The organism is Psychrobacter sp. M17(2026) (assembly GCF_055699815.1).
This window is the reverse complement of sequence record NZ_CM146741.1, coordinates 2,788,227-2,802,214: the sequence shown is the minus strand read 5'-3', so window position 1 is coordinate 2,802,214 and position 13,988 is coordinate 2,788,227. Positions and strand designations below refer to the sequence as shown.

Here is a 13,988-nt window from a genome sequence, read left to right as displayed (position 1 = left end):
AAGCAAGCTACACGATGGGGTTATGTACCGTCACCAGCTTAGTACCATCGGGGAAAGTGGCTTCAACTTGGACATCATGTATCATCTCTGCGATGCCTTCCATGACGTCATCGGCAGAGAGATAAGTGGCTCCTTCACTCATCAGTTGCGCCACGGTTTTGCCATCACGCGCGCCTTCCATTAGTAACATGCTAATGTAAGCGATAGACTCAGGATAATTCAGCTTGACACCGCGATTTTTACGACGCTCCGCTACCATGCCTGCTGTAAATAATAAAAGTTTATCTTTTTCTGTGGGGTTTAATTGCATGGATAATCCTTAATTATTATCGTTCTTTAGAAATTATTGATCGTTTTCAATGCTCATAAAAGATATTCTAAATAGTTTCATTGTGGTTTAGTGGCGCATTGCTTGAGATGCATAGTAGGTGATATTAGGTATCCCAGATTCTCGGTCGATGAGGCTCAAGCTTGTACCATTTAGACCTGATAAGCTCGCGAATTTGGTAAAAAGCGTCAAAGCAAGCACGCACATCTGACCCCAAATAGCGACAATTAATACCTTGATAGTTGTGAGTACAGTAAATAGGTAGCGACTGCTGATCGATAAGGCGACGTACCTCGGCAATAATAGTATCTAAATACTGACCAAGCTTGAGCGGATTATCTTGTAGCTCTGGTGCAATGACCTCTGTGCTGGGTATTGCCCAAAAGGAGCCATGCACATGGTGATGGTTTAACCCAAGCGGGGAGATAAACCAGCGCGTATTGGCTTGCTGGCAAGTATGCTCACTGACGAGTAAACCCTCACCACGCCATATCTCTAAGCGGTTGGCATAATGACCGTTAGCAAAAACCTCATGATACGCTTGACGCCCGAACACAGCAATATCCCAAGTCAGCAAACTGGCTGTCTTAGCTAAATAAAAGCGATTATTGGCGCAAGAGACAGAGTGGTCGTAATAGATGCTTTCTTGGGGGAGCCATTCAAGAATAGCATGATCATCAAGGTGCGCGTCGATATGCTGTTCTGCGCTAATAAGTTTTGATGAGTCGGCAGATTCTGAGTGCCGTAGAGACTCTCGTTGACCGTACCATTTGCCCGCTCCAGGAGTCGTAATCACAGCGTGACTGTTGGGCTTGAGAGTAAAGTCTAAGGTTAAGCGGTCCTCATCGGCAATACCAGCGGGCGGGTACAACACGTAAATATGGCAAATCCCCTCTTGGCTATCAGGCTCAGGATATAGCGCGCGCTGTACTACTAAAGCACCAGTATGAGCACGATGAGACAGTCGAGTTTTTTTCGTATGAGAGGCGCAGTCAAAATGCAGCTGTAGCGAAGATTGCCAAGTCAAAATAGAATATCCTTGAGGCTATACTGTGATAATCAAACTTAGGTTTGACTATCACAGCTCATAAAAATATAGAATATATTACCTTCTCAATGCTCAATTGAATAGGCTGCGGCTGCTAATTATATGGCCACCAATTCTTGGATGTTATTCTCAGCCATGACGTGACCTGCTCCTTGAGCAACCACCTGCCCGCGAGAGAGCACAGTATAGTTATCAGCAAGCTCTTCTGCAAACTCATAAAACTGCTCAACCAAAACAATTGCCATATCGCCTTTATTAGCAAGACTACGAATGACTCTACCGATATCTTTGATGATAGAGGGCTGGATACCCTCAGTAGGCTCATCCAAGATTAGTACTGATGGCTCAGATGCCAGTGCTCTTGCAATAGCCAGCTGTTGCTGCTGACCGCCTGATAGATCGCCGCCACGGCGATGCTTCATCTCATCGAGTACCGGAAATATATCGTATAAATGTTTGGGTACTTTACTTGCCTTACCCTGAGAGAATTTTGCCATGCCAATGAGGATGTTTTCTTCAACGCTTAAGGTAGAAAAGATATCGCGTCCTTGCGGCACATAAGCGAGTCCTGCGCGCACGCGCTGTTCAGGCGTCATCTTACTAATATCCTTACCGTCTAATAAAATCTCCCCCGATTTAATAGGTAAAATACCCATCAAGCATTTGAGTAAAGTAGTTTTACCGACCCCATTACGGCCCAGTACGACGCTACATTCACCTACAGGCGCGGTAAGAGTGACGTCCCGTAAAATGTGACTACCACCGTAATATTGATTTATAGCATTAACTTCTAACATATAAACACCTGCATTCTTTTTTAGGTTCAGTTTTAAGCGCTATTATTTGTTATTGATCTGAGTTTATTATCGAGTTAAGTTTATTATCGACTCAAGTGTATTATCGACCTAAGTAGGTCTCAATAACGGCCTCATCGTTTTGCACTTCACTCAAAGTCCCTTCGGCCAAGATAGCACCATTTGCTAAAACGGTTACTTTTTCACTAATAGCATCAATAAAGGTCATGTCATGCTCAACCACCACCAAGGTATGATTCTCTTTGAGACGTAGACACAGCTCAGCAGTATGTTCTGTTTCGGCATCAGTCATGCCTGCCACAGGCTCATCAAGCAAGATGAGTTTTGGTCTCTGCATCAGTAACATACCGATCTCTAGCCACTGCTTTTGACCATGAGATAATAACCCTGCTGGCTTGCTTATCATGTCTTTTAAGCGAATTTGCTGTAGCGTTGAGTCAAGCGTATCTTGAGTTTGCGCATCAATTTTGGTAAACCAACTTTTTGATACGCGCTTGTCTTTGGGCGCGGCTAGCATTAAATTATCGAGTACGGTGAACTTTTCAAATACCGTTGGTTTTTGAAACTTACGGCCAATGCCAGCCTCAGCGATTTCTTCAGTAGACAGCTTGGCTAAATTATGAGTTTGACCAAAAAATGCACTGCCTTTAGTCGGACGTGTTTTACCAGTGATAACATCCATTAAAGTGGTCTTGCCCGCGCCATTAGGACCGATGATACAGCGTAGCTCACCCTCTTCGATGTATAAAGATAAGTCATTAAGTGCCCGAAACGAGTCAAACCATACGCTAACGTCTTCCAAATACAGCGCGATACCATGCCTCATATCTGGACCTGATTTAGGGGTAGGGCGTGCTAAACCAGCACTGTCGCCATAATCTTCGGCCAAAGTAGTGACGGGACGAGCAGCCCTGTTTTCTGTAGCCGTTATACGGTCAGTCGCTTTATTATTCCCTGTTGGAGTACTCATACTATAATCAGTCTTATTAGATATTTTTGACATCATTCTTTTTCCTTCTTAAAACGATCGAGGACACCAATAATACCGTTAGGTAGAAATATAGTAACGACTACGAATAATCCCCCTAAAATAAGCAGCCAAAACTCAGGGTAAGCCACAGTAAAATAAGTCTTAATCGCATTGACTGCGCCAGCGCCTACGATAGCACCGATGAGTGACCCTCTACCTCCAGCAGCCACCCATACGGCCATCTCGATGGAGTTGACAGGATTCATCTCGCCTGGGTTAATGATGCCAACCTGAGGCACATATAGAGCACCTGCGATACCTGCAATCACAGCGGACAACACCCAAGCGGATAGCTTGTACCAAAGCGTGCGATAACCCAGATATTGCAAACGATTTTCGCTATCACGAATAGCACCAAGCACGCGGCCATAAGGCTGGTTCATCAAGTAGCGTAGCCCTATGTATGACAGTAGCAGAGCCAAAGCTGTGGTAAAACACAACATCGCTCGGGTTGAAGAAGCTGTGATGTCATACCCGAGCAACGTGGTAAAACCTGTGAAGCCATTATTACCACCGAAGCCTGTTTCGTTACGGAAAAACAGTAAGGCTGCGGCGTAGGTCATGGCTTGGGTGATAATCGAAAAGTAAACCCCTTTAATTTTTGAGCGAAAAGCAAAATAGCCAAAGATAAAAGCGACCAGACCTGGAACGAGCACCACCAAGGCCATAGCCCACCAAAAGTGCTGCGTTCCCGCCCAATACCACGGCATTTCAGTCCAGCTCAAAAAACGCATAAAGTCTGGCAGAGCGTTGCCTGCTGTTTCGCGCGTTAAGTACATACCAAAGGCATAACCGCCCAAGGCAAAATAAAGGCCATGACCTAAGCTTAAGATACCAGCGTAACCCCAGACGAGATCTAGTGCCAGTGCCACCATTGCTAAAGCCATGATTTTGCCAATAAGCGTTATCCAGTAGGCAGACAAGTGAAAACTTGAGCTCTCTGGCATTAAGTGTAGCCAAGGCAAAATCAGTAGTACCAAAAAGCATAAACCAATCAAAATAGAGTTACGTGGGGAATCAGATAACAGTTGAGTCAAACGCATGAGGTTCTCCTTAATCCACAAAACGGCCTTTTAGGGCAAATAAACCTTGTGGACGTTTTTGAATAAATAAAATCACAAGAACCAATAACACAATCTTAGCCATCACCGCACCAATGCCAATCTCAAGCACAGTACCACTGACACCAAGACCTAAGGATGCCAATACGGCGCCCCATACTTGTCCTACGCCGCCCACGACAACGACTAAAAACGCATCAATAATATAAGTCTGACCCAGATCAGGTCCGACATTGCCTACTTGTGCAAGCGCGCAGCCAGCGAGACCTGCAAGACCTGAGCCCAGACCAAAAGCCAGCATATCGATACGCGCAGAGCGAATACCAACAGCGCGAGCCATCTGCCGATTTTGGGTCACAGCGCGCACAAATAAGCCAAAGCGAGTTTTGTTGAGTAGATACACAAGGAGCATAAGAACTATAATCGTAAAGCCGATAATGGCGATGCGGTTATAGGGGAGTACTAGGCTTGAGGACACCTGATAAGCGCCGCTTAGCCAAGCGACATTACTAACTTCAACATTCTGTGCGCCAAAGACCATGCGCACTAATTGCATAAGAATAAGACTGACACCAAAAGTGGCTAGTAAGGTTTCAAGCTCACGACCATAAAGAGGGCGAATAACGATTCGTTCGATAATCATGCCGATAATGGCACTGACTAAGAAGGCCACGGGTATAGCCGCAATCAGATACCAACCCGCCATTTCAGGAAAATACGCTTGAAAAAGGTTTTGCACCACATAAGTGGCATAAGCGCCAATCATAATTAGCTCGCCATGAGCCATATTGATGACCCCAAGGAGTCCAAAGGTGATCGCAAGTCCAAGGGCTGCCAATAACAAAATACTAGCAGTGCTCATACCCGTAAAAAGATGTCCCATCCAAGTGCTGAAGGTAATGCGTCGCTCGATACTCGCCTCAGCATCTAGCAGACTAGATTTAAGCACAGGATCTAAATCGCTTGCCGTCAATGCTCGCTTGAGCTCAACCAAGACCTGCGGGCTATCACTATCGGCAAGTAAGTTCACAGCGGCTATTTTAGTCGCTAGATCACCATCTCTAAACTCAATACGTGCCTGTAGATAGGCGAGAGCATCCTTGATTTTACTATTATCCTCTGTAGCCGCTGCTGCTAAGATAGTAATGGGGTCTACTTGGTCTATATTTTTTGAGAGAATATCAACGGCTTGAATACGTTGAGCCGTATCCTCTGACTCAAGCTTAACCTTGGCTTGTCCAAAAGTTAGCGCCGAGCGGAGCACATTGGTCAGGGTCACTTGTGATAAATCGCTGGGCCAATCCGTAGTCTCCTGTCTGTCTGGATAAGTGAACAGTTGATCATCACTATTTAGCAAGTAAGTCTGCCCACCATTACCTTGATATAGCTCATCTTTACTAATGAGTTCAACTAAGGTGTCGAGACTCTCAACCGATCCTGGCCAGTTATTGAGCATCGCTTGGCGCTGCGTGAAGTCTGCGGCAACAAACTGCTCAATAGCGTCGCCTTGACTTATCGTAGTATCAGATGGGGTAGTGAGTGACTGCTCATTTTGAGCAAGTAACGTTTCATCACTAATAGCATTGGATGTTGCCGTCATTGTATTGGTAGACACAGCCTCATCATGGCTGTGTACGACTGGCGTCTCGTGAGCATAGGCAGGCGCGGTGATAGTTATTAAGAGATACACAAATAAAGAGAGTAGGCCAATGATAAAGGGCTTATCAGAGTAGTTGGCTTGCGCGTCACTTTTAGAATAGACATAAAAATGTGCCATGGTAATTCCTTTTTTACAGTCAACACTCCTCCAGCTCCCTACTGAAAAATGGTCTTAATCAGTAGAGAGTTCAAAAGGATTGCTGGTATTGAACCAATAAGGGGCGAATAATTAAGTGGTTACGACCTTATTTAGGAATGTACTGACTCCATGGCTGCGCACGGATAGCTTCTGGTGTTTTGCTAATCACATCGAACTGGCCATCAGCACGGATTTGACCGATCATGACAGGCTTCCATAAGTGATGGTTTTCTTCATCCATTTTCAGTGTGTACCCTGATGGAGCATCAAACGTTTGACCACCCATGCTAATACGTACTTTATCGACATCGGTCGTACCCGCTTTTTCAACCGCTTGTTTCCACATATTAATACCGACATACGTGGCTTCCATAGGATCATTAGTCACGACCTTGTCGGCGTTGGGTAGCTTCTGATCTAGCGCATATTGCTTATATTTTTTAGTGAAGCTGCTGTTCACAGGGTTTTTAACCGACATAAAGTAGTTCCATGCCGCCAAATGACCCTGTAGCAAGCTGGTATCGATACCGCGTAGCTCTTCTTCACCTACTGAGAATGCCATAACTGGAATGTCAGACGCTTTAATGCCTTGGTTGGCAAGCTCACGATAAAAGGGCACGTTTGAATCCCCATTAATGGTGGAAATAACCGCCGTCTTTTTACCGGTAGAGAAGTTTTTGATATCACCTACGATAGTCTGATAGTTGCTAAAGCCGAATGGCGTATATTCTTCCATGATGTCTGCTTCAGCGACGCCTTTAGACTTTAAAAAAGCTCTTAGAATTTGGTTAGTGGTACGAGGATAGACATAATCTGTGCCAAGTAATACAAAGCGTTTTGCACTACCGCCCTCTGGACTCATCAAGTACTCAACGGCAGGAATGGCTTGCTGATTGGGAGCCGCCCCAGTATAGAAGATGTTTTCTGACTGCTCTTGACCCTCGTACTGTACAGGGTAGAACATCAGGCCGTTTAACTCTTCAACCACTGGCAGTACTGACTTACGTGACACGGATGTCCAGCCACCAAATATCACATCAACTTTATCTTGAGTTAATAGCTGACGAGCTTTTTCAGCGAATAATGGCCAGTCGGAGGCGGGATCAACCACAACAGGTTCTAGCTGCTTACCTAACACACCACCGTTAGCATTGATCTCATTAATGGTCATCAGTGCCGTATCTTTTAGAGATGTTTCAGAGATGGCCATCGTGCCAGATAGTGAGTGCAAGATACCTACTTTGATCGTATCGCTATCTGTCGTAGATGCAGTAGTATTTTCGGTTGTTTCGACTGTTGTTTCGCTACTAGTTTCTGCGGGTTTTTGGCAACCTATGAGGCTTAGACTGCCTATAACAGCGATTGCCAATATAGACAAACGCGATTTTAATCTTGAATGCACACGATAGTTTGTATTGACGTGAGTAGCAGTGATAAGGGTAGGCAATAAAGACATATATTTCTCCAAAAAGACAAAATAGCAGACTAATAGGTCGAGTGAACGAACCGATCATAACTGTTATTAATACATCAATATTTATGCCAACCTAAAATATAAGATTTTGCACTAATACTGGTCTTTATTAAGAGATATCGAGATTTTTTTGCACCGTAATGATTCTTCTTTTTTTTAATGCACCATTTATATACAGCCAAAAGTTGCAAAAACGGTGCATGAGGAGTAGTCATCAGGCACGCTCTTAGTTTGAAGCAGTCAATCAAACTTCAACAATCTATAGACAATAAAAACCCCTACAAGTATGAACTGATCCCATAACCTTGGACAGTTTGACTAGAGGGGTTTTTTAAGTTTTAAACTATAGTTTTAGTGGTTACTCTAAGGCGGAATCATTAGAGATATCAAGTAATTCAACAACAAGCTCTGCTAATTGCTGCGCCCAATAGCCATACATCAGACTGCTAGGATGAAAGCCGTCGTCCGCGAACATCACTGAAATATCTATAGCGGCACCATTGGCGTGCTCATCCATCATCCTTGTAAAGTCAGTCGCCATATAAGTGACGCCATCATGATCGGTACAAACTTGCTGTAATATATCATCCAGCTTAGTCGCTTTTGCTCCGATAAAGTGACTCAAGGGTGCAGGGAGTGCTGGCATCTGTGCCATTTGCGGCAATCTTGCAAAAATCAAATGAGCGACACCGAATTTGCGCTGAGCAATAGCAATAATTGATTCAAGCTGTTGTTGCCACTCAGCCGTTGAGACGTTTGCAGTAGTATCATTGACCCCAACACTTAGTACCATCACATCGAGCGGATGAGTAGGTTTAGCTAACACATAAAGGCGACGCAGAATATCGAAGCTAGTATGCCCCGTTGTCGCTTGTACTGACCAAGTTAGCTCATCAAATTGCTGACCAAATGCTTCGTTAGTTAACGCTTGCTGCTGCAAAGCAGGTATCAGTTTACCCGCTAGAGCCTGCTCTTGGGTCTGACTACCGACCCCAGCCGCCGCTGAATCTCCAGCGATCATTAGACTAAGCGTTTGCTGATCGACATTATGACTATTCAAAGCTGTATTTAGCCTAACGCGCCCGTAGCGTATCCCTTCAGGCTCAGATAGACGCAAAGTATCACGTTTAACCTTACGACCTTGATATAGATATATCGGCGCTAGCAATACGTCTTTTGCGACACTCTTAATTTTAGTCGTTGCTACCATCCTGCACGCTCCCGAATAGTCATTAGACTGTCTTCAACGACTAGCTTGCCATCGATGAACACATCACGTAATAAGTTCTTGTTGTCGGTACTTAAGTCATCAGCTTTAACGGTTTGCAGTTGACCGCGACTATCTTTTATTAATGCTAAGCGACCTTTTTTTGAGCGTTTAGAATGGCTAGTAATAGGATCTTTATAGATTTCTTTCCAGTTACCATCGATTGAGATTGCACTGGCTTTCATCGCCCAGCTCATAGTGTCGCGATTGACTTGCTGCAATAGACCACCGCCCATGCCAAAGGTAATGTTATCTGCACTAAAGCCTGCTGCCATTACGGCATTGACAATCTTACCGAGACTTTGCGGACTGATACCATCGCCTTGGATAATACGTACGTAATCGGGCAAGACTTTATAACCTTTGCTATTAAAAGTCGTACCGAATTTGACCGCTAGACGCTCTAATGCTTCCCGAACCACTTTGATCGGCTCACCGCTATCAGGTCTGATAACCAAAGTGCCACCGGTGTTTTTGACGTCATCTTTTAAGGTATCGCCCCAGATATTGTCGATGGCATTCCATAAGTCGTAGCTGTCCGATACCACTGAAAAAGCTTTGTCTTTGCCACCGAATTGCTCAAGCATGTTGGTATAAGCATCGGTTTCGCCATCGCGGCCCCAAGCCGTCATCGTGCTGTGTTCAGCGGCGGGAATGGAGAAAGCTGGCATGTCTTTATCCATACCGTACCAACGGCTGGCAGCGACTAAAGCTGTCATTGAGTCGGTACCTGAGAAGTTAACCAAATGTGCAAGACTGCCCAATGCTACGGACTCAAAACTTGAAGCGCCACGCGCACCAAAGTCATGCAAACGAAATGGTAGCGAGTCAAGATTGTCAGCAGATTTCTCTAGCGCATCACGGATAATGCCTTTGCAATAGCGCGACACGCTGGCAACGGTTGAAGGATACCAAATCGCCCGTAAAAGGGAGGTCTCGATATAGCTGGGTAGCCAATAAAAGTCAGGGTCAGTATTGATAATTTGGCAGACGACGTTAGAGACGGGTACGATAGTACCTTCGGGAACCGCTTCAATTCGTAGCGGTAGATACCCACCATGTCTATTAACTAATAGCTCCCAACCAGCGCGGTTAAAGGTCAAACCATGCGCTTGAATGACGGCTTCGGCTTCATCGATATCTTGCATAGTGACAGGAGTACTTAAGTATTCTTTGATAAAGGCTTGCAGACCAAAAAATACCACATCGTAGTCGCCACCGCGAGCTTCGACATAGCTGGACATATACTCGCTACCCGCTGGATATTGCACCCAATGGGAGGTTTTATAGCTATCGCTATTCAAGATTAAATTATTAAAATTGCTGGTGTACATCACAGAACTCCTCTGCTTTTTGATGTCGCTGGTTGCTTTGTTAAACAAGTTGCGACGAAATAAGCCTTTGCCGTCTATCGGCGCGGGCAGTGAAACTTAAATCATTAAAATAATACTTATAAAATTATATCGACAATTTTTACTTGAAACTGGCTATATTATGACTTAAAAGGTCAAAATAAGTTGATAGCGCTGTATAGTTCTAAATATCGATTGCAAGTATTACAACCCAACCATCTTCATGATAATCGCATAGTGATCTTCAAACATCTTTTTGGAATCAAGCTCTGCTAACGGCAACCAAAAAGCTTGTGCCGCATCATCCCCACCTTTCACTTTTGGTAAGCCTTTGGCATCGTTTTTAAGTTGAAAATAAAAGGCTTGGGTAATGGTGCGACCACGAGCGGAGCGATACGGATCATCAAAGGTATGCTGGCTATGACGCGAGCCGCGCAGTACAGGTTCTGGTACCTTTAGGCGTGTCTCTTCACGCAATTCACGAATACAAGCATCAAGCAAAGTTTCTTTTGGATCGACAAAGCCACCTGGCAGAGCCCATAGGCCACGTCCTGGCATGCTACGACGCTCGACCAATAGTATATGTCCTGACTGAACCACCAGTGCATCGGCAGTCATAAAGGTCGGTGGATAAGGTACAGAGGCCCACTGTTTTTTATACTTATCGATAAAGCCTGCCTCGATATGTAACTGCTGATAGTCATCTGTTGCTTTAAACTTATCTAATACTTTGCGAGTTGATTCAGGGGTACGCTCAGGGGTTGGCGTCGCACCCATAAGATAACTTTCACGAATAGGAGTTGCTGACAAATTATGATGGCTAGGAACAGATATAGATGCCCAATGAGGGAATAATGATAGATAATAAGATGAGCTGTCTTTTGAGTGTCCAATTAGACCGATATCAGAGCGCAAATCATTAGTCACTGATCTGACGCTAGCCTGTACATATTGTAGCCAGCGCGTATCATTATAGAGTACATCATCGAGTGCTACGCAGTGAATACGTGCAGCCTCCTCTTTTGAGTAAGCGCCTTCAATCATGGCCGTGCGTTCAGCAACCGAAAAAGGATTGCGTAAACTACGGGGTAAGTTGGCTGAACCAATAAGTATAATGACTTCATCAGAACGCTTAAGCGCCTCATCAATCACCGCTTTATGCCCATTGTGAAAGGGCTGAAAACGTCCAATAAATACTAGATATTTATAATGTTTATTGGCTTGATTATCTAGACCAACCTTAACTTCTAGTGGGTTTTCCATTTGTTCTTGCTCTGATAATTCACTCATAAACGTCAACTCCCTACAGAATAGCTATCAAGTATTCAGAATTATTTTTGATGTTAATTCAATGACGCTAATACTGACACAGCTTATGAAGAGCTGGCAAGTGTAAAGATGTTTTGCGTAGGTATGATTAGTAGCGATTGGGTTTATACCTTTTATCACAAAGAATAACGTATATTTCCTGTTCAGACTAGACTTTAGTATGCCTATTAACCCAAGCGGCAATCGTCGACCAAACTTCTTTGGCAGCGTTACTGCTGAGTATGATGCGACTATGGTTATAATCTTCTAAGTGACCATTTTTGATAGAAAATTCACAAAAGACATTAGTAGAATTATTAAAGTCATTTAGGAATAACTGGCAGCCACTCGGTGGCGCGATAAAATGATCACCTTTGGCGCTGATAGCATAAATAGGAATAGTAATAGACGGCATCAGCTGACGATAATCGAAGGTCTCATCCACGCTGCTTTCTTGATGATCGCTATCATGCTTAGCTAAGCTACTTTGGAAGTGTTTACCTAGATTCCAGTTATACCACTGACTCATCGTATGGTAGCTCTCATTGATTGGACCTAGTTTAAACCTTTTAGCAGGAACATATCCTAGCAGGCGAGTCAGCGTTTTTAGCACGGTTATTTTAGCGTAGCTTTGAGGGTCTAGCCCTGCGCCATAAGCTTGGCAAGCGACCATCGTGATACTGTTTATTTTAGCGATATAATGCTGGTTTTGCGTCAAAAACATCGTCAAGCAAATACCGCCACCGCTATGGGTCACTGCATGTAGATTGTCTACCTTTAATGCGTCGAATAAATACTGAAAAGTCGCTGCAATGTCATAAAAGGCGATGGTCTCAAAGTTGAATTTATCGGAGGGAATTGAGCTGTCGCCATGGCCGCGCCACTCCATAATGTAGCACCTATGACCAAGCTTGGCTAAGTAGCCAGCCATACCTAAGCTGACTCTTTTGTCTGAAAACGTACCATGAATCATGAGTATATTTTGCGCTTTGATTTTAGTTTTATCAGCAAAATATTGTTGCTCGACAGGATCATCGCTAACTTGCCAAACTGCAATTTTCTCACCATCTTGAGTAGTCACTCGATGTAAGCTTTGGGTTATCATAAATTTGACTCATTTTAATTAGCTAACTATTTGCTGATTACAAGTATATAAGAGGCAAAAACAGGTTTGCCAAAGGCCAGCGAATGGGTCATAGTTATCTCAGCCATCACTATTTTACAATGAGTCTAAGACTTTATCTATTCACTTTTTACAGAGAGCTACTATGCGCACTATTATTTTAATTGTGGCAGGGCTGGTGTTGCTAGCCACATCTTGCTTTATCGCGCGTCTATTCAAGGGTGATCATGGAGCAAGTCGCATCGCTACTATTTTCATAGGATTATGGTTCATCGTGGCGGCTATTAATCTCAGTATTGGTGTCATCAGTGCAGGTTATAATGTGTTAGAAGAGATACCATTCTTTTTAGCCGCGTTTGGTGTGCCTGCACTAGTAGCGTTAGGTATTCGCAAACGTCTTAAATATTAGCGACACTCAATTTAAAGAATACTTGATAATTAAGCCCATCGCCTTCATAACTGCGCTGAGGATGGAATAAGTAAAGCACGGCTTTGTTCGTCCGCAAGACAAGAGCTATGCTAGCAGTGGATAGTGTTATTTTTTGCCGCAGATAAAGTTAAAAATAGTCACTGTTATTGCCATGATCGACAGATCAAACAGACCCTAATATACGCTATTAAAAAGACATTTTGAACGTAACTATCTTATCCTACAGAACAATGACTAAGTAATGAATCAGGAGTAATTATGAGCGAAAATAATCCAACCAGCGCTGCCCCTACAGAGCTTACAGATGCTTCAGAGTATGAGTCAGCATTAGATACTGAGCAGCTTGAGACTAAGAGTAATATTACTATTACGGAATCCGCGCAAGGCTACTTAGCAGATTTGTTATCTAAGCAAGATACGGACGGCATTGGTGTGCGTATCTTCGTTGAGCATCCAGGGACACCGCGTGCCGAGTGCTGTATGGCGTACAATCAGCCAGGTGAAGAGGACAGCGCTGATCTAAAGTTCAGCTATGATAATTTTGCTGCCTTTATCGAGGCCGCTTCTGTGCCTTATTTAGAGGATGCGGTAATCGACTATAATAAAGACCGTTTCGGAGGTCAGCTGACTTTCCGTGCACCCAACTCAAAGGTGCCAAAAGTGGGCGCTGATGCTAGTATTGAAGAGCGTATCAACTACGTATTGCAATCAGAGATCAACCCAGGTCTTGCCGCCCATGGTGGTGATGTGCAATTGCTTGAGCTCATTGAAGAAGAGGGTATTGGCCTGACCGCTGTCTTGAAATTTGGTGGTGGTTGCCAAGGCTGCTCAGCCGTTGATATGACTTTGCGTCAAGGGGTTGAAGTGCAGCTAAAGCAGCAAATTCCTGAGCTGACCCAAGTGGTTGATGATACGGATCATAGCAGCACTGAAAATGCTTATTATAAATAAACA

13 protein-coding genes are annotated in these 13,988 nt (G+C 44.1%); 2 read left to right on the top strand and 11 right to left on the bottom strand.

Annotated features, from left to right (window positions below; translation table 11 throughout):
* Positions 1–7: 7 nt before the first annotated feature.
* The 11 genes from ureA to ACR63T_RS11835 form a co-directional block, all read right to left on the bottom strand.
* The gene (ureA, locus tag ACR63T_RS11885) at positions 8–310 is read right to left on the bottom strand and encodes an urease subunit gamma (protein WP_010200554.1); all 303 of its coding nucleotides are present in this window, start codon (positions 308–310) and stop codon (positions 8–10) included.
* A 124-nt stretch (positions 311–434) separates the two neighbouring features.
* Positions 435–1,355, bottom strand: coding sequence for an urease accessory protein UreD (locus ACR63T_RS11880; RefSeq protein WP_472784116.1), 921 nt, complete (start codon positions 1,353–1,355; stop codon positions 435–437).
* A gap of 119 nt (positions 1,356–1,474) precedes the next feature.
* On the bottom strand, positions 1,475–2,173 hold the full coding sequence (urtE, locus tag ACR63T_RS11875) for an urea ABC transporter ATP-binding subunit UrtE (protein WP_201570258.1): 699 nt from the start codon (positions 2,171–2,173) through the stop codon (positions 1,475–1,477).
* A gap of 100 nt (positions 2,174–2,273) precedes the next feature.
* Positions 2,274–3,197 (bottom strand): urea ABC transporter ATP-binding protein UrtD, encoded by a 924-nt coding sequence (urtD, locus tag ACR63T_RS11870; protein ID WP_472784115.1) that lies wholly within the window; start codon positions 3,195–3,197, stop codon positions 2,274–2,276.
* A complete protein-coding gene (urtC, locus tag ACR63T_RS11865) occupies positions 3,194–4,264 on the bottom strand; it encodes an urea ABC transporter permease subunit UrtC (RefSeq protein ID WP_201570256.1) in 1,071 nt (356 codons plus the stop codon). Before urtC ends, urtD begins: the two co-directional genes overlap by 4 nt.
* A 10-nt stretch (positions 4,265–4,274) precedes the next feature.
* A complete protein-coding gene (gene urtB, locus ACR63T_RS11860) occupies positions 4,275–5,882 on the bottom strand; it encodes an urea ABC transporter permease subunit UrtB (protein ID WP_472785277.1) in 1,608 nt (535 codons plus the stop codon).
* A 304-nt stretch (positions 5,883–6,186) separates the two neighbouring features.
* Positions 6,187–7,536 carry an urea ABC transporter substrate-binding protein gene (gene urtA, locus ACR63T_RS11855; protein WP_472784114.1) on the bottom strand — a complete coding sequence of 450 codons (1,350 nt, stop codon included), beginning with the start codon at positions 7,534–7,536 and terminating at the stop codon, positions 6,187–6,189.
* Between the two features lie 376 nt (positions 7,537–7,912).
* Entirely contained in the window at positions 7,913–8,764 is an 852-nt protein-coding gene (locus ACR63T_RS11850) for an SGNH/GDSL hydrolase family protein (protein WP_305898960.1), read from the bottom strand.
* A complete protein-coding gene (locus ACR63T_RS11845; RefSeq protein ID WP_472784113.1) occupies positions 8,758–10,155 on the bottom strand; it encodes a nicotinate phosphoribosyltransferase in 1,398 nt (465 codons plus the stop codon). The genes ACR63T_RS11850 and ACR63T_RS11845 overlap by 7 nt, the downstream gene beginning before the upstream one ends.
* 222 nt (positions 10,156–10,377) lie before the next feature.
* Positions 10,378–11,463 (bottom strand): bifunctional nicotinamide-nucleotide adenylyltransferase/Nudix hydroxylase, encoded by a 1,086-nt coding sequence (locus ACR63T_RS11840; protein WP_472784112.1) that lies wholly within the window; start codon positions 11,461–11,463, stop codon positions 10,378–10,380.
* 187 nt (positions 11,464–11,650) lie between these two features.
* Positions 11,651–12,586 (bottom strand): alpha/beta fold hydrolase, encoded by a 936-nt coding sequence (locus tag ACR63T_RS11835; protein WP_472784111.1) that lies wholly within the window; start codon positions 12,584–12,586, stop codon positions 11,651–11,653.
* A 163-nt stretch (positions 12,587–12,749) separates the two neighbouring features.
* On the opposite strand from ACR63T_RS11835, the gene ACR63T_RS11830 reads away from it, so the two are divergent.
* Together ACR63T_RS11830 and nfuA are read left to right on the top strand one after the other, a co-directional pair.
* Positions 12,750–13,013 (top strand): hypothetical protein, encoded by a 264-nt coding sequence (locus ACR63T_RS11830; RefSeq protein WP_305898957.1) that lies wholly within the window; start codon positions 12,750–12,752, stop codon positions 13,011–13,013.
* Between the two features lie 279 nt (positions 13,014–13,292).
* Positions 13,293–13,985: a Fe-S biogenesis protein NfuA gene (gene nfuA / locus ACR63T_RS11825; protein WP_305898956.1), complete on the top strand. Its 693-nt coding sequence runs from the start codon at positions 13,293–13,295 to the stop codon at positions 13,983–13,985.
* The last annotated feature ends 3 nt before the right edge of the window (positions 13,986–13,988 follow it).